General features: G+C 72.2%; 25 protein-coding genes and 1 pseudogene. 13 read left to right on the forward strand and 13 right to left on the reverse strand.

Features of this window, described 5'->3' with window-relative positions:
- Window positions 1–8: 8 nt before the first annotated feature.
- Window positions 9–533, reverse strand: coding sequence for a TspO/MBR family protein (locus P0R35_RS11420; RefSeq protein WP_284012582.1), 525 nt, complete (start codon window positions 531–533; stop codon window positions 9–11).
- 92 nt (window positions 534–625) lie between these two features.
- Window positions 626–1,651, reverse strand: a complete 1,026-nt coding sequence (locus P0R35_RS11425) for a threonine aldolase family protein (RefSeq protein ID WP_284012583.1) — start codon at window positions 1,649–1,651, stop codon at window positions 626–628.
- Between the two features lie 96 nt (window positions 1,652–1,747).
- Between P0R35_RS11425 and P0R35_RS11430 the strand changes: the two genes are divergently transcribed.
- The 5 genes from P0R35_RS11430 (at window position 1,748) to P0R35_RS11450 (ending at window position 5,358) form a co-directional block, all read left to right on the forward strand.
- Window positions 1,748–2,536: an alpha/beta fold hydrolase gene (locus P0R35_RS11430; RefSeq protein WP_284012584.1), complete on the forward strand. Its 789-nt coding sequence runs from the start codon at window positions 1,748–1,750 to the stop codon at window positions 2,534–2,536.
- Between the two features lie 99 nt (window positions 2,537–2,635).
- Window positions 2,636–3,352 (forward strand): type 1 glutamine amidotransferase, encoded by a 717-nt coding sequence (locus P0R35_RS11435; RefSeq protein WP_284012585.1) that lies wholly within the window; start codon window positions 2,636–2,638, stop codon window positions 3,350–3,352.
- A gap of 75 nt (window positions 3,353–3,427) precedes the next feature.
- Window positions 3,428–3,583, forward strand: coding sequence for a DUF7859 family protein (locus tag P0R35_RS11440; RefSeq protein ID WP_284012586.1), 156 nt, complete (start codon window positions 3,428–3,430; stop codon window positions 3,581–3,583).
- 74 nt (window positions 3,584–3,657) lie between these two features.
- Window positions 3,658–4,863, forward strand: a complete 1,206-nt coding sequence (locus tag P0R35_RS11445; RefSeq protein ID WP_284012587.1) for an inorganic phosphate transporter — start codon at window positions 3,658–3,660, stop codon at window positions 4,861–4,863.
- A gap of 273 nt (window positions 4,864–5,136) precedes the next feature.
- A complete protein-coding gene (locus tag P0R35_RS11450) occupies window positions 5,137–5,358 on the forward strand; it encodes a HalOD1 output domain-containing protein (RefSeq protein ID WP_284012588.1) in 222 nt (73 codons plus the stop codon).
- Between the two features lie 48 nt (window positions 5,359–5,406).
- On the opposite strand, the gene P0R35_RS11455 is transcribed toward P0R35_RS11450, so the two are convergent.
- Window positions 5,407–6,795, reverse strand: coding sequence for a hemolysin family protein (locus P0R35_RS11455; protein ID WP_284012589.1), 1,389 nt, complete (start codon window positions 6,793–6,795; stop codon window positions 5,407–5,409).
- Window positions 6,796–6,960: 165 nt separating this feature from the next.
- Here P0R35_RS11455 and P0R35_RS11460 point away from each other — a divergent pair, with 165 nt between their 5' ends.
- The 3 genes from P0R35_RS11460 to P0R35_RS11470 are packed head-to-tail and all read left to right on the forward strand — an operon-like array spanning window position 6,961 to window position 8,379.
- A complete protein-coding gene (locus tag P0R35_RS11460; RefSeq protein ID WP_284012590.1) occupies window positions 6,961–7,230 on the forward strand; it encodes a glutaredoxin family protein in 270 nt (89 codons plus the stop codon).
- A complete protein-coding gene (locus P0R35_RS11465) occupies window positions 7,231–7,737 on the forward strand; it encodes a redoxin domain-containing protein (protein WP_284012592.1) in 507 nt (168 codons plus the stop codon).
- A 9-nt stretch (window positions 7,738–7,746) separates the two neighbouring features.
- The gene (locus P0R35_RS11470; RefSeq protein ID WP_284012593.1) at window positions 7,747–8,379 is read left to right on the forward strand and encodes an L-threonylcarbamoyladenylate synthase; all 633 of its coding nucleotides are present in this window, start codon (window positions 7,747–7,749) and stop codon (window positions 8,377–8,379) included.
- A gap of 21 nt (window positions 8,380–8,400) precedes the next feature.
- Here P0R35_RS11470 and P0R35_RS11475 read toward each other — a convergent pair whose 3' ends face one another.
- Window positions 8,401–9,111, reverse strand: a complete 711-nt coding sequence (locus P0R35_RS11475) for a CRISPR-associated protein Cas4 (RefSeq protein ID WP_284012594.1) — start codon at window positions 9,109–9,111, stop codon at window positions 8,401–8,403.
- Between the two features lie 165 nt (window positions 9,112–9,276).
- A complete protein-coding gene (locus P0R35_RS11480) occupies window positions 9,277–9,873 on the reverse strand; it encodes a conditioned medium-induced protein 4 (RefSeq protein WP_284012595.1) in 597 nt (198 codons plus the stop codon).
- A gap of 205 nt (window positions 9,874–10,078) precedes the next feature.
- Here P0R35_RS11480 and P0R35_RS11485 point away from each other — a divergent pair, with 205 nt between their 5' ends.
- The gene (locus tag P0R35_RS11485) at window positions 10,079–12,202 is read left to right on the forward strand and encodes a (Fe-S)-binding protein (protein WP_284012597.1); all 2,124 of its coding nucleotides are present in this window, start codon (window positions 10,079–10,081) and stop codon (window positions 12,200–12,202) included.
- 21 nt (window positions 12,203–12,223) lie between these two features.
- Here the strand turns inward: P0R35_RS11485 and P0R35_RS11490 are convergent, their stop codons facing one another.
- The 3 genes from P0R35_RS11490 to P0R35_RS11500 all read right to left on the reverse strand — a co-directional run bounded on the left by P0R35_RS11490 (window position 12,224) and on the right by P0R35_RS11500 (window position 13,683).
- A complete protein-coding gene (locus tag P0R35_RS11490) occupies window positions 12,224–13,057 on the reverse strand; it encodes a class I SAM-dependent methyltransferase (RefSeq protein ID WP_284012598.1) in 834 nt (277 codons plus the stop codon).
- Window positions 13,058–13,060: 3 nt separating this feature from the next.
- Window positions 13,061–13,381, reverse strand: a complete 321-nt coding sequence (locus tag P0R35_RS11495; RefSeq protein ID WP_284012599.1) for a 4Fe-4S dicluster domain-containing protein — start codon at window positions 13,379–13,381, stop codon at window positions 13,061–13,063.
- 62 nt (window positions 13,382–13,443) lie between these two features.
- Window positions 13,444–13,683, reverse strand: coding sequence for a hypothetical protein (locus tag P0R35_RS11500; protein WP_284012600.1), 240 nt, complete (start codon window positions 13,681–13,683; stop codon window positions 13,444–13,446).
- 530 nt (window positions 13,684–14,213) lie between these two features.
- On the opposite strand from P0R35_RS11500, the gene P0R35_RS11505 reads away from it, so the two are divergent.
- Window positions 14,214–14,702 carry a cupin domain-containing protein gene (locus P0R35_RS11505; protein ID WP_284012601.1) on the forward strand — a complete coding sequence of 163 codons (489 nt, stop codon included), beginning with the start codon at window positions 14,214–14,216 and terminating at the stop codon, window positions 14,700–14,702.
- A gap of 6 nt (window positions 14,703–14,708) precedes the next feature.
- On the opposite strand, the gene P0R35_RS11510 is transcribed toward P0R35_RS11505, so the two are convergent.
- From P0R35_RS11510 to P0R35_RS11520, 3 genes are all read right to left on the reverse strand, one after another.
- Complete coding sequence (locus tag P0R35_RS11510) at window positions 14,709–15,236, reverse strand: FKBP-type peptidyl-prolyl cis-trans isomerase (RefSeq protein WP_284012602.1); 528 nt, start codon at window positions 15,234–15,236, stop codon at window positions 14,709–14,711.
- Window positions 15,233–16,726, reverse strand: coding sequence for a sulfite oxidase (locus P0R35_RS11515; protein ID WP_284012603.1), 1,494 nt, complete (start codon window positions 16,724–16,726; stop codon window positions 15,233–15,235). The genes P0R35_RS11510 and P0R35_RS11515 overlap by 4 nt, the downstream gene beginning before the upstream one ends.
- A gap of 90 nt (window positions 16,727–16,816) precedes the next feature.
- Entirely contained in the window at window positions 16,817–17,338 is a 522-nt protein-coding gene (locus P0R35_RS11520) for a plastocyanin/azurin family copper-binding protein (RefSeq protein WP_284012604.1), read from the reverse strand.
- A 251-nt stretch (window positions 17,339–17,589) separates the two neighbouring features.
- Between P0R35_RS11520 and P0R35_RS16690 the strand changes: the two are divergent.
- From P0R35_RS16690 to P0R35_RS16700, 3 genes and pseudogenes are all read left to right on the forward strand, one after another.
- A pseudogene (locus tag P0R35_RS16690) lies at window positions 17,590–17,981 on the forward strand (helix-turn-helix domain-containing protein); the annotation flags it as partial.
- A 163-nt stretch (window positions 17,982–18,144) separates the two neighbouring features.
- The gene (locus P0R35_RS16695; protein ID WP_432765049.1) at window positions 18,145–18,282 is read left to right on the forward strand and encodes a hypothetical protein; all 138 of its coding nucleotides are present in this window, start codon (window positions 18,145–18,147) and stop codon (window positions 18,280–18,282) included.
- Window positions 18,283–18,449: 167 nt separating this feature from the next.
- On the forward strand, window positions 18,450–18,707 hold the full coding sequence (locus tag P0R35_RS16700; RefSeq protein ID WP_432765050.1) for a DCC1-like thiol-disulfide oxidoreductase family protein: 258 nt from the start codon (window positions 18,450–18,452) through the stop codon (window positions 18,705–18,707).
- 7 nt (window positions 18,708–18,714) lie between these two features.
- Here P0R35_RS16700 and P0R35_RS11530 read toward each other — a convergent pair whose 3' ends face one another.
- Window positions 18,715–19,005: a DUF7853 family protein gene (locus P0R35_RS11530; RefSeq protein ID WP_284012606.1), complete on the reverse strand. Its 291-nt coding sequence runs from the start codon at window positions 19,003–19,005 to the stop codon at window positions 18,715–18,717.
- A 213-nt stretch (window positions 19,006–19,218) separates the two neighbouring features.
- Window positions 19,219–20,382: an acyl-CoA dehydrogenase family protein gene (locus P0R35_RS11535; RefSeq protein ID WP_284012607.1), complete on the reverse strand. Its 1,164-nt coding sequence runs from the start codon at window positions 20,380–20,382 to the stop codon at window positions 19,219–19,221.
- Window positions 20,383–20,518: the final 136 nt, after the last annotated feature.

Genomic DNA, 20,518 nt, shown 5'->3' on the forward strand with positions numbered 1-20,518 from the left:
GGGGCGCCTCAGTTCACCACGAGGAACCGGTAGTTCAACACGGCGGCGAAACACACCCACGCGAGATACGGCACCAGCAGCGCCGCCGCCCGGCGGTCGACGCGGGCGAACGCGGCGACGGTGCCCGCGACCAGCGCCGCGAGGACGACGATGATCCCCAACGCGAGGTCGATCCGCTGGAACGTGAAGAACGTCGGCGTCCACGCGACGTTGAACGCGAACTGGACGACGAACGCCGCGAGCGCGAGCCGGCGCTCGCGGGAGGCGCCCGCGCGGACGAGCAGCCAGACGGCCGCGCCCGTCAGCGTGAACAGCGTCGTCCAGACGACGCCGAACAGCCACGACGGCGGGTAGATGGCGGGCTTGACGAGCGCCTCGAACCACGCGGAGCCCGGACCGCCGAGGACGGCCGGGACGCCGCCGACGACGTTGACGAGCACGACGAGCACGACGAGGCCGACGAGCCCGTCGAGACGGTCGTCGAGCCCGGAGAGCGGGCCGTCGCGGTCGACGGCGGACGCGGAGTCGGTCATACCCGGCGGTACGCGGCGGACGGTGATAAAACGGCGCGAGGACCGGGGCGCGAGGATCGGAATCCGAGGACCGGGGTCGGCGACGGACCGACTCAGGCGTCGGCGACGACCGCGGCGATGCGGTCGAGCGCCTCGTCGACGTCGGCCGCGTCGACGTCGAGGTGGGTGCACAGCCGGCAGGTGTGCTCGCCGAAGGCGTGGAACGTCACGCCCGCGTCCTTACACGCCGCGGACAGCTCCTCGCCGGTGAGGCCGGCGGCCTCGCTGTCCACCATCACGATGTTCGTGTCCGGCTCGGGCGCCGACAGCCCCTCGATCTCGTTCAGCCCCGCGGCGAGCCGGGCGGCGTTGGCGTGGTCGTCCGCGAGACGGTCGACGTTCTCCAGCGCGAGCAGGCCGGGCGCGGCGATCAGCCCGACCTGTCGCATCGCGCCGCCGAACAGCTTCCGGATCCGGCGGGCGCGCTCGACGAACGCGGCGTCGCCCGCGAGCACCGAGCCGACCGGGGCGCCCAACCCCTTCGAGAGGCAGAACATCACCGAGTCGACGTGTTCTGTCAGCTCGCTCGGCTCGGTGTCGAGCGCGACGCAGGCGTTGAGGAACCGGGCGCCGTCGAGGTGGACCGGCACGTCGAGGTCGTGGGCGGCCGCCGCGGCCTCGTCGACGTGCGCCTTCGGGACGGCGACGCCGCCGCGGGAGTTGTGGGTGTTCTCCAGACACAGCAGGCCCGTGCCGGGGCGGTGGAGGTCCTCGGCGACGTAGCCGTCGCGCACCTGCTCGGCGGTGGGGACGCCGCGCTCGCCGCAGTCGAGGATGCGCGGCTGTACCTGCGACAGCTGCGGGATGCCGCCCAGCTCCCACTTGTACACGTGGGCCTGCTCGTCGCACAGCAGTTCCTGCCCGCGGTCGGTGTGGGTGCGGATCGCGATCTGGTTGCCCATCGTCCCCGAGGGGACGTAGAGCGCGTCCTCGAAGCCGGCGAGGTCGGCCGCGCGCGCCTCCAACTCGTTGACGGTGGGGTCGTCCTCGTACACGTCGTCGCCGACGGCGGCGTCGCGCGCGGCGTCGCGCATCGCGTCGCTCGGTCGCGTGACGGTGTCCGAACGGAAGTCGATCATACGCGAGTGTCCGCGCGCCGGGGGAAATATCGAGCGGTCGGCGATCCTCGCTGCCGACCCCCGGGATTGAGGGCCCGCGGCGGCGAACGCCCGGCCGTGCCGTACGCATCGAACGGGGACGTGGAGCTGTACTACGAGGTGGACGGCGAGGGCGACGACGACCGCGACGTGGACGCGGTCGTCTGCTGCGGCGAGGTCGGCTACGGCCCGTGGCAGTGGGGGTGGCAGCACGCGGCGGTCGCCGGGCCGTACCGCGTCGTCGTGCCGGCGACCCGCGGTACCGGCGACTCCGACGCCCCGCCCGGGCCGTACACCGTCGGGCAGTTGGCCGCCGACCTCGACGCCGTGCTCGCCGACGCCGGGGTTCGCTCGGCCCACGCCGTCGGCGTCGGCCTCGGCGGGATGGTCGCGCTCCACGCCGCGCTCCACTCCTCGCGGCTCCGGAAGCTCGCGCTCGTCGGCACCGCGGCGTACGGCGGCGGGCTGAACCCCGACCCGCTGTGGGCCGACCCCGGCGACCCCGAGGCGCTGGGCTCGTCGCTGCGGGCCGCCGTCGGCGACGACTTCGTCGACCGCCAGCCCGACGCCGTCTCGCGGGTGCTCGAGTGGCGCGCCGCCGAGGACGCCGGTCGCGACGCGTGGGAGGCACAGCGGGCGGCGGTCCGCGGCTTCGACGTCGCCGACCGCCTGTACGAGGTGTCGAACGAGGCGCTCGTGCTCCACGGCGGCGCCGACACGGTGTGCCCGCCCACGAAAGGCGAGGAGCTGGCCGAGGCGCTCCCGCGCGGGTCGTTCGTCCGCGTCGACGGCGCGGGCCACCTCGCGAACGTGGCGGCGAGCCGCGAGGTGAACGACCGCGTGCTCGGTTTCTTCGACGGAGCGTGACCCGCGTCGGCGCCGGCGGCGTCGCTCGCGGCGTCGGCGTCGCCGGCGAACGTCGGCGGTGACGCAAGCCCTTTCCCCCACAGCGCCGTCCCTCCGGCAATGACACGGCTTCGCCTCGCGCTGCTCAACGCGGCCCACGACGGCGCGAACACCGCCCGGAACTTCCGGCGGGAGCTCGACGCCGACCTCGTGGAGTTCGACGCGAACGCACAGCAGTTGCCCGAGCACTTCGACTTCGACGGCGTCGTGATCACCGGCTCGCGCTCCTCCGTCTACTGGGACGAGGCGTGGATCCCGCCGCTGATCGAGTGGACCGCCGAGGCCGCCGAGCGGGGCCTCCCGATCCTCGGCGTCTGCTACGGCCACCAGGTGCTGGCGGAGGCGCTGGGCGGGCGCGTCGGCGGCATGGACGACTTCGAGATCGGCTACAACCGGGTCCGGCACCGCGGTGACGACGAACTGTTCGCCGGCGTCGGCGAGGAGTTCACCGTGTTCACCACCCACGGCGACGCGGTGGTCGACCTCCCGCCCGGCGCGGAACTGCTCGCGGAGAACGAGTTCGGCGTCCACGCGTTCCGGAAGGGCCACACCTGGGGGGTGCAGTTCCACCCCGAGTACGACGTCGAGACCGCGCGCGAGGTGACCGAGGGGAAGCGCGAGCGCATCGGCGACGCGAAGGTGGACGCGGTGCTGGCGGACATCTCGCCCGAGCGCTACGACGCCGCCTGCGAGGCGAAGACGCTGTTCGACAACTTCACCGCCTACTGCCGGCGCGTCCGCGACGGTGGCGACGGCGGCGCCGAGGCGGAAGCCTGAGCCGGCTGGGCGCCGGCGCCGGCGTCCGCGTCGACGGTCGAAACGCCTATTCCCCCGACTGTCGCATCCGCGGGCATGAGCGTAGTCGACACGCTGGTCGCGGCGGTCGCGGCGAACCCCGGCCTGACCGCGATCCTCGTCGTGCTGCTGGCGCTGGTGTTCGGCGGCTACCTGTACCTCCGGAGGATCGTCGTCAACGTCGCACAGGGGTACGACGAGGGACGGAAGTGACCTGAGTCGCGGCGACGGAACGGCCCGCCGAACCCGACACCCACTTACGGCCGCCCGTCGACTGCCGTCACAGTATGGTCGCCGCCGGCACCCTCGCCACCCTTCTCGTCGCCGCGCTCGCCTCGCTGTTCATGGCGTGGGCGATCGGCGCCGGCTCCTCCGGCTCCACCCCCTTCGCCCCCGCCGTCGGCGCCAACGCCATCTCGGTGATGCGCGCCGGGCTGGTCGTCGGCGTGCTCGGCTTCCTCGGCGCCGTCCTCCAGGGCGCGAACGTCACGGAGGCCGTCGGCACCTCGCTCATCGACGGGGTGACGATCACCGCCGCCGCCGCCATCGTCGGCCTGCTCACCGCCGCGATCCTCGTCGCCATCGGCGTGTTCGCGGGCTACCCCATCGCGACCGCGTTCACCGTCACCGGCGCGGTCGTCGGCGTCGGGCTGGCGCTCGGCGGCGACCCCGCGTGGGCGAAGTACCGCGAGATCGTGGCGCTGTGGGTCGCGGTCCCGTTCGTCGGCGGCTCCATCGCGTACGCGACCGCACGCTTGCTCCGCTCCGAGCGCGTCGCCGAGCGCGTCGCCGTCCCCACGCTCGCCGGCCTCGTCGCCGCCATCGTCGCCAACATCGGGTTCACCGTCCTCGGCCCGCCGGGCGTCCAGCGCTCGCTGGCCGGGGTGGCCGCGCTCCGGGTGCCCGCGCCGGTCGTCGACGGCGTCGACTCCGGACGCCTGCTCGTCACGGTCGTCGTCGCGGTCCTCGTCGCGCTCGCGCTGTACCGGGACATGCGGATCGACGAGGCGCGCGGCCAGCGCCGGTTCCTGCTCGCGCTCGGGGGGCTCGTCGCCTTCTCCGCCGGCGGGTCGCAGGTCGGCCTCGCCATCGGGCCGCTCGTGCCCCTCCTCGGCGGCGACGGCGCGAGCGTCCAGATCCCGCTGATCGCCGTGCTCGTCGGCGGGGGGCTCGGCCTGCTCGCCGGCTCGTGGACCGGCGCGCCGCGGATGATCAAGGCGCTCGCGCAGGACTACTCCTCGCTGGGGCCGCGCCGCTCCATCGCCGCGCTCATCCCCAGTTTCGCCATCGCCCAGACCGCCGTCGCGTTCGGCATCCCCGTCTCGTTCAACGAGATCATCGTCTCGGCGATCATCGGGTCGGGGTACGCCGCCGGCGGCGCCGGCGTCAGCACGCGGAAGATGGTGTACACCGTCCTCGCGTGGGTCGGGTCGCTCGCGCTCGCGCTCGGCGTCGGCTACGGCGCGTTCAGCGTCGTCGATGCGATCTTGTGAAGTGTCAGCAATCTCACGCCGTCACGACCGGGGCCGCCGGTCCGAGCGCCCACACGCCGTGTTCGAAATTCACCGTTGAGAGCTGCCCGTTTCGGATTACGGCCAGATAGCTATCAGGGTCCGCGCAGCCCAAAGGCGTTATTACGGACAAAAGCATTGCAGGAGTTGCACAAGATGTGTGGTCGGGCGACAGGACGGGCGGCCCCCACGGGTCCCGCGCCGACCGGCCACTGTATCCACCGTATCACTATGTGTCGAAACTCTCAACCGACGATGGTAGCGGCGATCGTGAGCGCGGTCGCCGACGAGAAGGGTATCGAACCGACGGCGTTGGAACGCCCGCTGTACGATGTCATCGACTCCGAGGCCCTGGACGGGCTGTTCGGGGACACGACCGGGACGGTGACGTTCGAGTACCTCGACACGGTCGTGACCGTCGACTCGGACGGGGACGTGTCGGTACGCCCGGTCCCGGCCCCGGCCCCGAAGCCGTAGTCCGCGGGACCGACCACGACCGACAGCCGGGGAACGCGGCGTTCGGACTCAGTTCTCGGCTTCCGCCCCCGCCTCGGACTCCTCGCCGTCGCCCTCGAAGTACGCGTCGGTGACGGTCACCCGGGCACGCATGATCCGCGTGTTGTCGACCTCCTCGATGCGGATCTTCACGCCCTCGTACTCGATCTCTTCGCCCTCCTCGACGAGGCGGCCGGCCATGTTGAACACGAAGCCGGCGAGCGTCTCGAACTCCTGTCCCTCGGGGAGTTCGATCTCCAGCACCTCGTTCACCTCGTCGATGTTCACCTCGCCGCGCACGAGCACCGTGTTGTCGTCGACGAACTCGAACGGCTCCTCCTCGTCGCCCTCGAGGATCTCGCCGACGATCTCCTCGACCATGTCCTCCAGCGTGAGGATCCCCTCGGTCGTCCCGAACTCGTCGATGACGACGACCATCTGCATCCGGGTCTCCTGCATCTCCTCGAGGAGCTCGTCGGCGTTCTTCGACTCGGGGACGTGCAGCGTCGGCTGGACGACGCTCGCGAGCGCCGACTCGCCCTCGCCGTAGTAGCGCGCGCGGACCAGATCGCGGATGTTCACGACGCCGATGATGTTGTCGAGGTTCCCCTCGTACACGGGGACGCGCTCGTGGTCGGCCTGCACGCACGTCTCGATCGCCTCGTCGATGGAGGCGTCCTTCGGGACGGCGGTGACGTCGAGACGGGGCGTCATCACCTCCTTGGCGATGGTCTTGTTGAAGCGGAAGATGCGGTCGAGCATCTCGCGCTCCTCCTCCTCGATGACGCCCTCGCGCTCGCCCGTCTGGATCATGTTCTGGATCTCGTCGCGGGTGACGTAGGAGGTCTCGATGGCGGACCGGCCGCCGGTGACCTTGTTCACGAGGCGCGTGAGGTAGTCGAAGGTGACGACCAGCGGGAGGAGGACGTACTCGGAGAACTTCAGCGGGCGGGCGATCCGCAGCGCCCACGACTCGGTGTTCTCGACGGCGTAGCTCTTGGGGGCGGACTCGCCGAACAGCAACACCAGCGAAGTGATCCCGAACGTGGAGATCAGGACCGCGGTCCCGGCGCTGTCGACGTAGATGCCGACCAGCGCCGTCGCGATCGACGACATCGCGATGTTGACGAGGTTGTTGCCGACGAGGATCGTGACGAGCAGGCGGTGTGGATCGGACTTCAGCTCCGCGACCGCCTCGGCGCCGCGGCGTCCCTGTTCGACGAGGTGGTCGACCCGGTGGCTGGCCAGCGAGAACATCGCGATCTCCGACGAGGAGAAGAAGCCGGAGAGCGCGATGAGGATGACGATGGCGATCGCACCGCCGATCGCGACGGTGGTATCCGTGATCGGCACCGCGTTCGTGAGCCCGCCGAGTTGCGCGGGCGAGACTACGAGAGCGTGTACCGGCGACAAACCCATGTGATACGGAAGCTAGCCTTGCCCGGGGATTAAGCGTTGTCCTCGCGGCCGGCCGACATCCGCGGGGCGGCCCGCCGTCTGCCCCTCCGGCGACCCGCGCGGGGGCGGTCGGCGGTCGGTGCCGGGGGCGAAGCCATTACACGACAGCCGTCCGTAGGCGCGCCCATGACCGATCCCGAGATCACACTGTACCGGCTGCAGGCGTGTCCGTACTGCGAGCGGGTCGTGCGGAAGCTCGATCAGTACGAACTCGACTACGAGTCGCGGTTCGTCGAGCCGATGCACTCCGACCGGAACGCGGTGGCCCGCCTCACGGGCAAGCGCTCGGTGCCGGCGCTCCGCGACGAGCGCACCGGCGTGACGATGTCGGAGTCGGGCAACATCGTCGACTACCTCGACCGCACGTACGGCGAGGCGGCGGCGGGGGGGTCCTGAATGGTCGACTTCGACGTCGTCGAGCTGCCCGAGGCCGACCACGTCGACGTCGGCGACGAGGCGCCCGACTTCACCCGGCCGCTCGTCGGCGACGAGTACTGGCGCGACGCCGCGCTGTCGGACATCGACGGCCCGGTCGCGCTCGTGTTCTTCACCATGGACGGGGCGTTCCCCGCGACGTACATGTGGAACGAGATCCGCGACCGCGGCTGGGGCACCGACGACGACCTCACCGTCGTCGGGGTCTCGATCTCGACACCGTACGAGCACAAGCGCTTCGTCGAGGAGCGCGGGATGGAGTACGAACTGTTCTCGGACCCGTCGGCCGCGGTCGGGGACCTGTACGGCGCGGTGCAGGACCTCGACGGCATGACGGGGATCCGCGAGCACCGGCCGGCGGTGTTCCTGTTGGACGACGACCACGCCGTCGAGTACGCGTGGGTCGCCTCGGAGTGGCCGGAGTTCCCGGACTACGACGAGGTCGAGGCCCACCTCGACCGGCTGTAGCCGAGCCCGATGCCCTCCGACACACCCGGCGACGACGCACGGACCGGCGTCGACGACGACGCCGTCGCCGCGGCCGCCGCGGCGATCGGTGCGGGAGATCTCGTCGTCTACCCGACCGAGACCGTCTACGGCCTCGGCGCGGACGCGACCGCCCCGACGGCCGTCGACCGCGTGTACGACCTGAAGGACCGACCCCGGGACAAGCCGCTGTCGGTCGCGTTCGGCGACGTGGAGACGGCGCTGTCGCTGCTGCCGGCGGGCGACCGCGCGACCCGCTTCGCGCGGGCGTTCCTCCCCGGCCCGGTGACGGTCGTCGTCGCCCGCGGCGACGCGCTCCCGCCCGAACTCACCGACGGCGGTTCGCGCGTCGGGATCCGCGTCCCGGACCACCCGACGGCACGGGAGCTGGCGGCGGCCGCCGGCCCGATCACCGCGACCAGCGCGAACCGCTCGGGCGCGGGGAGCGTCCGCCGCGTCGCGGACCTCGACCCGCGGATCCGCGAGGGCGTCGCCGCGGTCCTCGACGGCGGCGAGACGCCCGGCGGCCGCGGCAGTACCGTCGTCGACCCCGAACGCGGCGTGATCCACCGTGCGGGGCCGCTCGTCGAGGAGGTCCGCGAGTGGCTCGCCACCCAGCCGTAGGCGCCGACCGCGGCGACGGCCTCACAGCCCCAGTCGGCTCCGCAGGCTCCGCGTCCGCACCCCACACCGATCGCGGTGGCGGCACTCGCGACACTTCTCGCTGCCCGACAGCCGGCCGGGGGGCCCGTCGATCCCGCGGACGGTCCGCAGCACCCGCCGGTAGGTGCCGGAGCGTCTGACCGACAGGCGGACCTCGCGGACGACGGCGTGGGCGGGGTACTCGACGAGCGCACGGCGGACTCGCCGTCCCTCCTCCCACGACAGCGCGTGCATCGCGGCGACCGCGCGCACCGACTGCGGCTCCCACACCCCGCTCTCGGGCGGCGCGCCGGGCGAGACGAGCACCGGCACCGGCGGATCACCCTTCGGCTCCCCCTCGTCGTCGCGGGCGGCCGCGCCCGTCGCGCCGAGTATCTTGTGCGCGACGCCGCGGGCGTCCTTCCCGTCGAGCAGGACGCGGGTACCGTCGGGGTCGGTCAGCGCGTCCCAGTCCGGGCGCTCGGTGACCCGGTCGAGGGCCGCCCGGTAGTCGGCCGGGTCGCGGTCGATCGGCTCCGCGCGCAATTCTGCGTCGTCCATCCCGCGGAGCGCCGGGTAGCGGAACGCCAGATCGATCCGCGCGGTCGCCGCCGGCGGCGGCTCGCGGTCGTCCTCGCGGCGGTCGTAGTACAGTTGCCGGGGACAGTACGCCGCGGTCGCGAGATCCGAGAACGTCGTCTTCGCCGGGGGCACACCGGCCGTGGTCCCGTGTTCGTACTTGAACGTTCGCGGCGGGACGGCACGTCGCCGTCGCGGCGAGGTCGCGACGCCTCGGCGGAGCGAAAGCGAGGGGGATCTGTTACCGCGAGCGGGGGCGGAGCCCGAGCGAGCGGCGTGTTGGCACCGAAGGCGGGTCGTTCAGAAGGAGACGTTCGTCTCGATGTCCTCGGCGGCCTCCCGGAGGCCGTCCTCGCGGGCGTCCTCCGTCAGGCCGGTCTTGAGGTCCGACTCGGTGAGCAGTTCGGCGAACTCGTCGCGGAAGCGGTCGTTCGCCCGCGTCGAGCGCACGTCCGCGGCGACGACCTGCGAGTAGCGGGCGACCGTCCCCTCGTCTGCGTCGAGTTCGGCCGCGCGCTCGCCGACCGGCACGTCCTCGACGACCAGCGAGCGGAGGTCGCCGAGGTCGAACGGCGCGTCGCGGTCGGCCTCGCGCACGAGGTGGAGGTCCATGCGGGCGTCGAAGACGGTGGCCTCGTCGACGCCCAGCTCCGCGGCGACGGCGGCGTCGCCGGCGTCCTCGAAGAACAGGCGGACGACACGGCGGAGGTCGTCGTCGTCGAGCCCGGACGCGAAGTCGTAGCGCTCGCGCATCCGGCCGACGAGTTCGGCGATCCGCTCGTCGGCGTTCGACTCGGCCGCCAGCGAGCCGCGCCCCTCCTCCTGTCGCTCCGTGACCGTCTCGCCCCCGGTCGCGTCGACGAAGATGTCGCGGAGTTCGGCCGTCTTCTCGTCCATAGAGAGGGAGGAACGCCGTCGGCGGGCAAAAGGGTGTTGGCGACGGCGGGGCGGCGGGAACGGGGCGGCGGGAGCCGGGTGGCGGGAGCCGGGCGGGGACCGGCGGCGCGGGACGGACGGAACCGGCCGCCGGCGGCCGGCCGGTCGGATCGATCACACACGATGGTGTGAGAAGATTTAACCGCGGACGCGAGTCGGATCGGGTATGCAAGCCGACGTGACGCGGGAGACCTTCTGGACCATCGGTCCGGTCGGGAAGGCCGCGTTCTACTACTTCGCGGCGGTCGCGCTCGCGATCTTCGCGTACGGCACCTACCGCCGGTTCGCCCGGTACGCCGACGGCGAGGACGACTGGTTCGATCGCCTCGACGACCTGCCGGGGCGGGTGCTGCGCGCCGCCCGGATCGTCGCCTCGAACCGCAACCAGTACGACCGCGACCTGTACGCGGGCGTGATGCACTCGTTCATCCTGTGGGGTTTCCTCACCCTCCTCATCGGGACGACCATCCTCGGCATCGACCTCGACTTCTGGCGCCCCGTGACCGGCGAGTCGTTCTTCGTCGGCGACTTCTACCTCTCGTACTCGTTCGTGATGGACGCGATGGGGCTGCTGTTCGTCGTCGGCGTCGGGATGGCGATCTACCGGCGCTACACCGAGCGCGACGGCCGTCTGTGGGGCAAGCACACCTCGCTGGAGGACGACGCGTTCGTCTGGACGCTGTTCGTGCTCGGCGTCGGCGGCTACGTGCTGGAGGCGTTCCGCATCGTCGGGTCGGCGCAGTTCGCCGAGTTCGAGCGTGTCTCGTTCGTCGGCTACTTCCTCGCCGGCGTGTTCGCCGAGGCCGGCCTGACTGTTCCGATGGCCGAGACGCTGTACACGGTGACGTGGTGGAGCCACGCCCTGCTGGCGTTCGCGTTCATCGCCGCGATCCCGTACGCCAAACCGTTCCACATGATCTCGTCGTTCGCGAACGTCGTCACCCGCGACGAGAAGGCCGGCGTGCGACTGCCGGGCGTCCCCGCCGACGCCGGCCCCGACGAGATCGGCTACGGCTCCATCGAGGACTTCTCGTGGCGCCACATCCTCGACCACGACGCCTGCACGAAGTGCGGCCGCTGTTCCTCGGTGTGCCCGGCGAAGGCGTCAGGGCGCGACCTCGACCCGCGCGACGTGATCCTCGACCTGAAGCAGTACCGCGAGGACCTCGACGCCGGCCGGACCGAGGAGATCGAGATCGTCGCCGACGGCGGCGACTCCGTCATCGCGGCGGAGTCGATGGAGTCGTGCATGTCCTGTATGGCCTGCATGGACGCCTGTCCGGTCGACATCGAGCACGTCTCGGAGTTCACGCAGATGAACCGCCGGCTCACCGAGACGGGCCAGATGGACGAGATGGTGCAGGACGCCATGATGAACGTGTTCCAGAACGGCAACACGTTCGGCGACCCCGCCCGCAAGCGCCCCGAGTGGACCGAGGACCTGGACTTCGAGGTGCCCGACGCCCGCGAGGAGGACGTGGAGTTCCTCTGGTACGTCGGCGAGTACCCCAGCTACGACGAGCGCAACCGCCGGGTCGCCCGCTCGCTGGCGACGCTGCTGGAGCGCGCGAACGTCTCCTACGGCATCCTCTACGAGGACGAACAGCACGACGGCAACGACGTGCGCCGCGTCGGCGAGGAGGGGCTGTTCGAGATGCTCGTCGAGGACAACACCGAGGCGTTCGCCGCCTGCACCTTCGAGAAGGTGGTGACGACCGACCCCCACTCGATGAACACGTTCCGCAACGAGTACCCCGAGATGAGCGAGTTCGACGCGCCCGTGTTCCACTACACGCAGGTCGTCGAGAACCTCGTCGACCAGGGCCGTCTCGGGCTGGACGGGACGGAGCTCGACTACACCGTCACGTACCACGACCCGTGTCACCTCGGCCGCATGAACGACGTGTACGAGGCGCCCCGGGAGCTGATCCGCGCGACGGGCGTCGACCTCGCCGAGATGCCGCGCAACCGCGCGGACTCGTTCTGCTGTGGCGGCGGCGGCGGCGGCCTCTGGATGGACCAAGACGAGGACGTGAAGCCGAGCGAGGAGCGCCTCCGCGAGGCGCTGGAGGACACCGCGGCGGGCGACGCGGTCGAGAAGTTCGTCGTCGCCTGTCCGATGTGCGGGACGATGTACGAGGACGGCCGCAAGACCGGCGACTTCGAGGACGACATCGAGGTCGTCGACATCGCGGAGCTGCTGTGTGAGGCGCTGGCGACGAAGGACGGCGTCGCGGTCGACGCACCCGCGGACGCGGACGGCGACACCTCGCCGGCGGCGGCCGACTGACCGGACGGGCGCGCGACCGGGCTACGCCGACGCCGGCTTCTCGACCGACAGCGCGAACGACAGCGGCAGGTCCGGGCCGCGCTCGTCGTCGTCCGGCTGGACGAACCACTCCCCGTCGCGCTCCAGCCAGTCGAACCGCCGCCACTCACACACCGGGAACTCCTCCAGCGCCGTCACCCGGAGGCCCGCGTCGGCGGCGGCGGTGACGTGCGCCGAGAGCGGTCGGTGGTACTGGTAGGTCGTCGCCGCCTCGAACTCGGCGTCGGGGTCGGCGTACGACGCGCCGTCGGTGACCTCCATCTCGACGGGGTCGAGGTACGGGTAGGCGTACGCGGGCGGGTCGCCGTCGAACGCCGCCGCCAGCGGGTGGTCGTCGACGAACAGCGCCTCCCCGCCGGGCGCCAACAGGCGGTCGACCGTCTCGAAGAAGCCGTCCAGGTCCGGGAGCCAACAGAACACGCCGTAGGTGGCGACGACGACGTCGAACCGGTCCGCCAGCGTCCCGGCGGCGTCGTACACGTCCGCCTCGACGAACCGCGCCGCGTCGGGGTCGATGCCGGCGCGGTCGCGGAGGTCGCGCGCCGTCGCCAGCGCGACCGGCGAGAAGTCGACGCCGACGACCGTCGCACCCGCGCGCGCCCACGAGAGCGTGTCGAGGCCGATGTGGCACATGAGGTGACAGACCGACGCGCCGTCCGCGTCGAGGCGCTCGCGTTCGATCGAGTGCAGGCTGGAGTCGCCCGCGAGGAACCCCTCGACGTCGTAGTGGTCGGTCTCGGGGTGGACGGCCGCGCGCTCGTCCCAGTTCGCCCGGTTGGCGGCGCGCTCGGCGGCGTGGCGTTCGGGCTCCCGCACGGGCTACGACCGCGAGGCGTCCACGTCGATGGCGTCGACCGGGCAGATGTCCACGCACAGCATACAGTCGATGCACTGGTCCTCGCGGGTCGGCTCGACCTTCCGCTCGCTGGCGGGGTGGTCCGGCGTGTCCACCCAATCGAACACGTCGACCGGGCAGTTCTCCAGGCACGCGCCGTCGGCGATGCAGATGTCGTAGTCGACGGCGACGTGCGCGCCGTGGATCCCCAGTTTCTCGGGCGGGTCGACGGGGCCCCACACGTCGAGGCCGTTCTCCTCGCCGACGTGCTCGCGGTTGTCGTCGAAGTTCGGATCGATTCCCATTGGCGACGGGTTCGCCGGACACGTACAAAAACGCCGGCATCCGGCACCCCGAAGCGCGCCCGTCAGCGACGACGGCGGCCGACCGCGAGCAGCGTCGCCGCCAGCGCCGCGAGGACGGCGACGACACCGAGGCCCGGGGCGGCGGCGGTCGTCTCGCCGGGGGCGTCCGCGTCGGCCGCCGCGCCGGGCGTCGGGGTAGGCCGGGCGGCCATCGCGGCCGGCGGCGTCCCCGCGGCGTCGCCGACGCGCAGCGCCATCGCGTCGCGCACCTGCCCGCCCGCCAGCAGGGTGACGTTGTACACGCCCGCGGGCAGCGGCGCGCCCGGCGCGCCGACGACGCTCGCGTTCTCGACGGCGCCGTCGACCGCGGTCAGCGCGTCCGCCTCCCCGACCGGCGGCCGCGGTGTCGAAGCGCACGACCGTCTGGACGCCGCCGGCGGGCGACAGCGCCGCCTCGTAGCGGAAGCCGTCGGGACCCGTCACCGCGACGAGCGTGCCGTAGGCGTTGTGGAACGTCACGCGCGCCGCGACGGTGCCGCCCGGGTCGGTCCGCACCTCGGAGACGTTGAACTGGACGAACGAGTGGGTCGCGGCGCCGGCGGCGTCGACCGCCCCGGCGGCCGCGGTGCCGGCGGGCGACACGACGGCTCCGGCCCCGACGCTCGCGGCGCTCGCGACGCACACGAGCGCGACCAGCGCGGCGGCGACCCGGACGGACGCGTCGTTCACACGCGCCCGCAGGGGCCGCCCGTGCAAACCCCTTCCGCCCCGCGCCCGTGGCGCGCTCGCACGCGACGGCAACGGTTAGGTCGCGTGGTGTCGAGTCGCCGACGTGAACCGCGTCAACGAAGACGACCTCGAGTGGGACGACGCCGACCGCGGCGAGCGGGTGGGCTGGCGGCGCAAGAAACTGGCCGCGGCCGCCGGGGGCGACGACCTCGGCTGCTCGCTGTACGAACTCCCCGCGGGCAAGCGCGCGTGGCCGTACCACTACCACAGCGCGAACGCCGAGGCGCTGTACGTCCTCGCGGGCGAGGGGACGCTCCGCCACGCCGACGGCGAGACGCGCCTCCGCGCCGGGGACTACGTGGCCCTCCCGGCCGGCCCCGAGGGCGCACACCGCGTGGTCAACGACGCCGACGACACCCTGCGCTACCTCGCGCTGTCGACGATGCGCGACCCGGAGGTGCTCGTGTACCCCGACTCCGAGAAGGTGGGCGTGCTTGCCGGCGGCCCGCCCGGCGGCGACGGCGAGCGCGACGTGAGCGCGTACTTCCGCCGCGACGACGCGGTGGACTACTGGGACGGCGAGACGGAGTAGCCCCGCTCAGGCGACCTCTCCCCGGTCGCCCGTGTCGGCGTGGGTGTCGTCCGCGGCGTGCACCTCCAGCACGCGGATCTCGAACGCGACGCGCCGTCCGGCGAGTTCGTGGTTGAAGTCGACGACCGCCTCCGCGTCGTCGACGGCGACGACCCACCCCACGTCGCCGCGCTCGCTGCGGACGAGGTCGTCGACCGCGGCGGTCGTGTCGCTGCGTGCCTCCAGTGCGTCGCGGTCGACGGCGACGACCGCGTCGTCGTCGCGGGCGCCGTACGCGTCCGCGGGGTCGAGCACGACCGTCTCCGTCTCGCCCGGCGCCATCCCCCTGACCGCCTCGTCGACGCCGGGGAGGACGTGCCCCTCGCCGACGCGGAACTCCAGCGGCGCGAAGTCGCGGTGGTCGTGGTACACGCCCTCCGCGAGCGCGACGTCGACGTCGGTCGTCTCGAACACCGCGCCGGCGTCGTCGCCGTCGGCGAGCCGGCCCGTCAGGTGGACGATCGCGATCCGGCCGGGTTCGGCGGTCGCGGTCATCGCTCCGCCACGGTGCACGTCACCGCGTGGGACTCGTAGGCGTTGTTGCCGTAGCCGCCCTGGTTCCACGGGAACCGGTCGTTCTCGATCCCCCGGAGCTGTTGGTCCGGCGCCGACACCGTCGCGGGCTGGGTGTAGCCGCGCTCGTCGGTCGCCCGGGAGGCGATCGTGTGCTCGCCCGGCGCCGGCGAGTCCCACACGTAGCGGAACTGCCGCCAGCCGGTCGTCCCGCCGACCGGGCCGAAGAACTCCGCCTCGTCCCACGTGTCGCCGCCGTCGGTCGACACCTCGACCGTGTCGACGGCGTCGTCGCCCGCCCACGCCACGCCGATCACCTCGATCGTGCCCGACGGCGACGGCGTCACCGTCTGCCCCTCGCCGGGGTAGCCGACGAGCGACTTCTCCACCTGGTCGTACATGTACGCGTTCCTGATCTCGCCGGTGCGCTCCATCTGCTCGCGCGTGTCGTACGTCGGGAGCCGCTCGTACTGGGTGGCGCTGGCGTCCTCCTCCGGGTCGATCCGGTAGGAGTACTGCTGCCAGTGGGTGAACGTGCGCTGGCCGCTCTCGGGGGCGCCCGCCTCCTCCCACGGCTGGCCGATCACCATCGTCTCCATGACGTGCATCCGGTCGACCCACTTCACGTTGTTACAGCCGAACCAGCCGGGGACGAGCAGGCGCACCGGGAAGCCGTGGTCGGCCGACATCGGCGACCCGTTCATGTTGTACGCGAGGATCGTGTCGTCGAGCACCTTCGACATCGGGATCGAGCGGGTGAACACGTCCTCGCCCTCCGGGTGCTCGCCGCCCATCACGGTGAGGAAGTACTCCTCGCTCGTCTCGGCGCCGTACGCCTCGAGGATCGCCGCGATCGGCGTGCCGGTCCAGACGGTGTTGCCGACGGCGCCGTACGTCCACTGGTTCCCCCCGACCTGCGGGTCGAAGTACGACCGCCCGTTGCCCGCACACTGCATCGTGTGGGTGACCGACGCCGTGCCGAAGGAGTGTTTGAGCTCCTCCATCGTCAACTCGACCTCGCTGTCGACGAGGCCGGTCAGGGAGACGGTCCACTCCGACTCCTCGATGCTCGGCGTCGGGTAGTGGTTCCGGATGTAGTGCTCCTCCCGCGAGGTGATGTACTCGGCGTACGTCGACCGCGCGGCCGCCTCGGCGTTCTCCGGCTCCGGCGAGAGGATCCGGAGGCCGGGGTACCGCTCGGCGAGCGACGGCCCCTCCTCGGCCGGCTCCTCCGTCTCGGTCGGCTCCTCCGTCTCCGTCGCCATCGGCTCCTCGGTCGCGGTCCCCGCGGTCGTCCCGGTCTCCGTCCCCGGGGCGCTCCCGCCACAGCCGGCGAGCACGCCCGCGCCCGCCAGCGCCCCCGTCGCCGCGAGGAAGCGCCGCCGCTCGAGGTAGCGAGCCCGCGCGGACGCCGCTGACTCGGTCGGCTCGCCGTCGTCGTGGCCGGTGTCGTGTTCGCTACTCCGTGACATGGTTCGGGGTTCGCCGGATCCGGGCAAGAAGTGTCGGTTGGCCCACACCAAGCCGGCGGCGCGGCGTCGCGACGCCGCGGCGACCGACGCCTACTCGCTCACGCGGACGGTGCCGATCATCCCCTGCCCCGCGTGGGGTACGCAGACGTACACGTACTCCCCGGGGACGGTGAAGGTGTGTTCGAACGTCGCCCCGGGCGGCAGGATCGCGAAGTGCTGTTCGCCCTCGTAGGAGGCGAACGGCTCGGCCCCCTCCGGGTTCGAACAGCGGGAGTCGGCGCTCGGGAGGCTCGACACGTTGTGGCCGGGGCTCTCGAACGTCCACACGACGGTGTCGTCGACCCCGATCTCGACGAGGTCGGGGACGAACCGGAGGCGACCCTCCGGGCCGACCGCGACCTCCGTGGCCCCCGCGGTCGGCGTCGACTCGGCCGTGGGGGACGGGGTCGGCGTCGGCTCGGGGGTGGCCGTCGCCGTCGGCGTGGCCGCCGTCGTCGACGCGGCGTCGTCGCCCGCGTCCGCCCCGCCGCCCGTACACCCCGCGAACGCCGTCGCGGTCGCGGCGCTCGCGGCGGCGGCCAGTCGGAGGAGTTCGCGTCTGTGGATCCTCATGGGCCGGATCGAAGGTGTCAGCCGCCATATATCCTGAATTGGTGCACGCCAACCGCCGTCGCCACGTCGCGGGGATCGTCGGGGGGCGCTAATACCGTCGCCCGCCCAACTGCCGAAAGCATGACACAGCCGGGACGCCTCGGGAGCGACCGCGGCGACGCCGGGCCGACCGCGGCGCCACAGCGAGGTGGCGGGTGCGCGAACTGACGTTCGACCTCGTGTACGAGCCGGGCGCCGACCCGGTCGCCGACGTGTTCGTCGACCACCCGTCGCTGTCGGCGGACGCGATCGCGGCTGCGTCCGCCGCGACCGACTGTGGCGCGTGGAGCGGTTCGCGGGGCCGGGGGAGGCGCTCGACCGGATCGAGCGACACCGCCTCGACCCGGACGCGCCCCACGAGGAGATGACCGACACGGAGTGTCGGGCCGTCCGCGAACACGAGGTGCTCGAGCGCACCCCGTCGACGCTCGTCCTCTACACGTTCGTGACGCGGCTCCACCGCTGCGACTCGGTGCTCGCACAGGCGGCCCGCCGGCTCGATCTGGGGTTCGTCCTCCGGTCGCGGCGGCGCGAGCACCGCCACCAGTGGCGGGTGTTGTTGCGCTCCGCGACGAACGTCGGGGTGTTCCGCCGCGAGGCGGCCGCCCACCTCGGGGAGGGGATCCGGCTGGAAATCGGCCGCCTCGGTCCGGTCGACCGCTGGAACGACGACTCGCTGGCGACGGTGTCGCTGCCGCCCGAACAGCGGGAGACGCTCCTCGCGGCCGTCGAGCGCGGCTACTACGAGACCCCCCCGCGAGATAACCGTGCGCGACCTCGCGGCGGCGCTCGACCGCCCGGCCTCGACCGTCTCCTACCGCCTCCGACAGGCGGAGTCGCGGCTCGCGAAGGGGTACCTCGGCCGCTTCGGCAGCGAGCGGGCGGTCGGCGGACCCGCCGACTGAGCTGCCCCGTCGGCGGGCTCGCCCCCGAAGCCACATATCCGTCGCGCCCGTACTCGGAGGTATGTCCGTCCCCCGCCTCGTGTACGACGACGACTGCGGGTTCTGTACGTTCTGCGTGTCGCACGCGCTGGAAGCTCGGCGAGTTCGAGGCCGTCGGCTTCTCGGCGTTGGACGACGACCTGCGCGCGCGCCTCCCCGACGACTACGAGGACTGCATGCACCTCGTCACCGACACGCGGGTGTACTCCTGCGGGGAAGCCGTCGAACAGGTGGCGAAGCGAACCGGCGCGGCCGGCTGGTGGCTCACCGCCGCCGCCCGCGGGCTCCCGAAGTACCCGGACGCGCGGGAGACGCTGTACCGCTGGGCGGCCGACCGGCGGTCGGTGTGGGGGAAGCTCGCACGGGAGGAGTCGCTGCCGGAGTGAGGGGCGGCTACGCGTTCGCGGTGCGACGGAGGGCGGCGCGACCGGGCGCCAGGTCCCGCGGCGGCGCCCCGGCGAGGTACCGCTCCAGCGCCTCGCGGATCACCTCGACCTCGAACGGGTCGAACCGCTCGCGACCCGCCTCGAGCGCGGTCATCGCGTCGAGTTCCGGGAACCCCTCCGAGTCCTCCTTCGCCTCGACGGCCGCCCTGACCCGGTCGAGGAGCGCGGCGTGGACGACCCACGCCTCCTCACGGGAGAACGCGAGCGTCCGCCATCCGCCCTCGACTGGTTCGGCCATGGTCGGCGCCTCAGACCCCACCTACTTAGCTATGGCCCCGATGACCGCGGTAGCCGCCGGCCAACGCGCGGCCGGCGAGTCCGGTCGGCGGTGACTAACGGCCCGACCACGGGCGCCAGCGGGCGCGTTCCGTCCCCACGGCGGACCGAAGGGGGCGGCCGTCGAACACGGCTCCGGGGAGCCGCCGGTCCTCGCGCGCCCCCGCCGTCGGCGTTACTCGAACGCCGCGATGCCGGTCAGGTCCTCGCCGAGGATCAGCGAGTGGATGTCGTGGGTGCCCTCGTACGTGTAGACGGTCTCGAGGTTGCTCATGTGGCGCATCGGCGAGTAGTCCGTCGTGATGCCGTTGCCGCCGAGCATCTCGCGGGCGACGCGCGCCTGGTCGCGGGCCATCCGGACGTTGTTGCGCTTGGCCATCGACACCTGCTGTGGGCGGAGGTCGCCGCGCTCCTTCAGGTCCGCGAGGCGGTACGCGAGCAGCTGCGCGAGCGTGATCTGCGTCGCCATCTCCGCGAGCTTCTCCTGTTGGATCTGGAAGCGGGCGATGGGGCCGCCGAACTGGTCGCGCTCGGTCTGGTACTCGCGGGCCGTCTCGAAGCAGTCGCGGGCGGCGCCGACCGCCCCCCACGCGATGCCGTAGCGCGCCTGCGTGAGACACGACAGCGGGCCCTTCATCCCCGACACCTCGGGGAGGACGTTCTCCTCGGGGATCCGGGCGTCGTCGAGGACGATGCCGCCCGTGACGGACGCGCGCATCGACAGTTTGTCGTCGATCTTCGGCGTCTCGACGCCGTCGCGGTCCGTCTCGACGAGGAAGCCCCGCACGGGCGAGCCCTCCTCGCTCGTCAGCTTCGCCCACACGACGGCTACATCGGCGATGGGCGCGTTCGTGATCCACGTCTTCTCGCCGTTCAGGACGAAGCCGTCGGCGTCGCGCTCCGCCCGGGTCTCCATCCCGGAGGGGTTCGAGCCGTGGGCGGGCTCGGTGAGGCCGAAGCAGCCGACCGCCTCCCCCTGCCCGAGGGCGGGGAGCCACGCCTCCTTCTGAGCCTCGCTGCCGAACGCGTGGATCGGGTACATCACGAGCGCGCCCTGCACGCTCGCCATCGAGCGCAGGCCGGAGTCGCACGCCTCCAACTCCTGCATCAGCAGGCCGTACGCGCGTTCGGAGACGTTGGGAGAGCCGTAGCCCTCCAGATTGGGGGCGTAGAAGCCGAGGTCGCCCATCTCGGGGACGAGCTCGGTGGGGAACGTGCCGGCCTCGTAGTGGTCGGCGATGTCCGGGGCGACCTCCTCGGCGACGAACTCCCGGGCGGTGTCCCGGATCAGCTTCTCCTCCGCGGAGAGGTCCGCCTCCAGACCGACGTAGTCGAGCATACGTCGAACACAGTGACACGCCGACTAATGGGTATCGGGATCCTACCGGGTCGTTCGTGAAGGGTCGGTCGGCGGCCGCGGCGGGTGCGCGGCCCCGTTCGCACGGAAGGCTTACACGCCCTACCGCGAAACCCCC

Origin of the sequence: Halobaculum litoreum (assembly GCF_030127125.1) — an archaeon.
GTDB classification, from domain to species: Archaea; Halobacteriota; Halobacteria; order Halobacteriales; family Haloferacaceae; genus Halobaculum; species Halobaculum litoreum.

Coding starts and splice junctions, on each gene's coding strand:
- P0R35_RS11420 (WP_284012582.1), bottom strand. CDS start 533: ATGACCGACTCCGCGTCCGCCGTCGACCGCGACGGCCCGCTCTCCGGG.
- P0R35_RS11425 (WP_284012583.1), bottom strand. CDS start 1,651: ATGATCGACTTCCGTTCGGACACCGTCACGCGACCGAGCGACGCGATG.
- P0R35_RS11435 (WP_284012585.1), top strand. CDS start 2,636: ATGACACGGCTTCGCCTCGCGCTGCTCAACGCGGCCCACGACGGCGCG.
- P0R35_RS11440 (WP_284012586.1), top strand. CDS start 3,428: ATGAGCGTAGTCGACACGCTGGTCGCGGCGGTCGCGGCGAACCCCGGC.
- P0R35_RS11445 (WP_284012587.1), top strand. CDS start 3,658: ATGGTCGCCGCCGGCACCCTCGCCACCCTTCTCGTCGCCGCGCTCGCC.
- P0R35_RS11450 (WP_284012588.1), top strand. CDS start 5,137: ATGGTAGCGGCGATCGTGAGCGCGGTCGCCGACGAGAAGGGTATCGAA.
- P0R35_RS11455 (WP_284012589.1), bottom strand. CDS start 6,795: ATGGGTTTGTCGCCGGTACACGCTCTCGTAGTCTCGCCCGCGCAACTC.
- P0R35_RS11460 (WP_284012590.1), top strand. CDS start 6,961: ATGACCGATCCCGAGATCACACTGTACCGGCTGCAGGCGTGTCCGTAC.
- P0R35_RS11465 (WP_284012592.1), top strand. CDS start 7,231: ATGGTCGACTTCGACGTCGTCGAGCTGCCCGAGGCCGACCACGTCGAC.
- P0R35_RS11470 (WP_284012593.1), top strand. CDS start 7,747: ATGCCCTCCGACACACCCGGCGACGACGCACGGACCGGCGTCGACGAC.
- P0R35_RS11480 (WP_284012595.1), bottom strand. CDS start 9,873: ATGGACGAGAAGACGGCCGAACTCCGCGACATCTTCGTCGACGCGACC.
- P0R35_RS11485 (WP_284012597.1), top strand. CDS start 10,079: ATGCAAGCCGACGTGACGCGGGAGACCTTCTGGACCATCGGTCCGGTC.
- P0R35_RS11495 (WP_284012599.1), bottom strand. CDS start 13,381: ATGGGAATCGATCCGAACTTCGACGACAACCGCGAGCACGTCGGCGAG.
- P0R35_RS11510 (WP_284012602.1), bottom strand. CDS start 15,236: ATGACCGCGACCGCCGAACCCGGCCGGATCGCGATCGTCCACCTGACG.
- P0R35_RS11515 (WP_284012603.1), bottom strand. CDS start 16,726: ATGTCACGGAGTAGCGAACACGACACCGGCCACGACGACGGCGAGCCG.
- P0R35_RS11520 (WP_284012604.1), bottom strand. CDS start 17,338: ATGAGGATCCACAGACGCGAACTCCTCCGACTGGCCGCCGCCGCGAGC.
- P0R35_RS11530 (WP_284012606.1), bottom strand. CDS start 19,005: ATGGCCGAACCAGTCGAGGGCGGATGGCGGACGCTCGCGTTCTCCCGT.
- P0R35_RS11535 (WP_284012607.1), bottom strand. CDS start 20,382: ATGCTCGACTACGTCGGTCTGGAGGCGGACCTCTCCGCGGAGGAGAAG.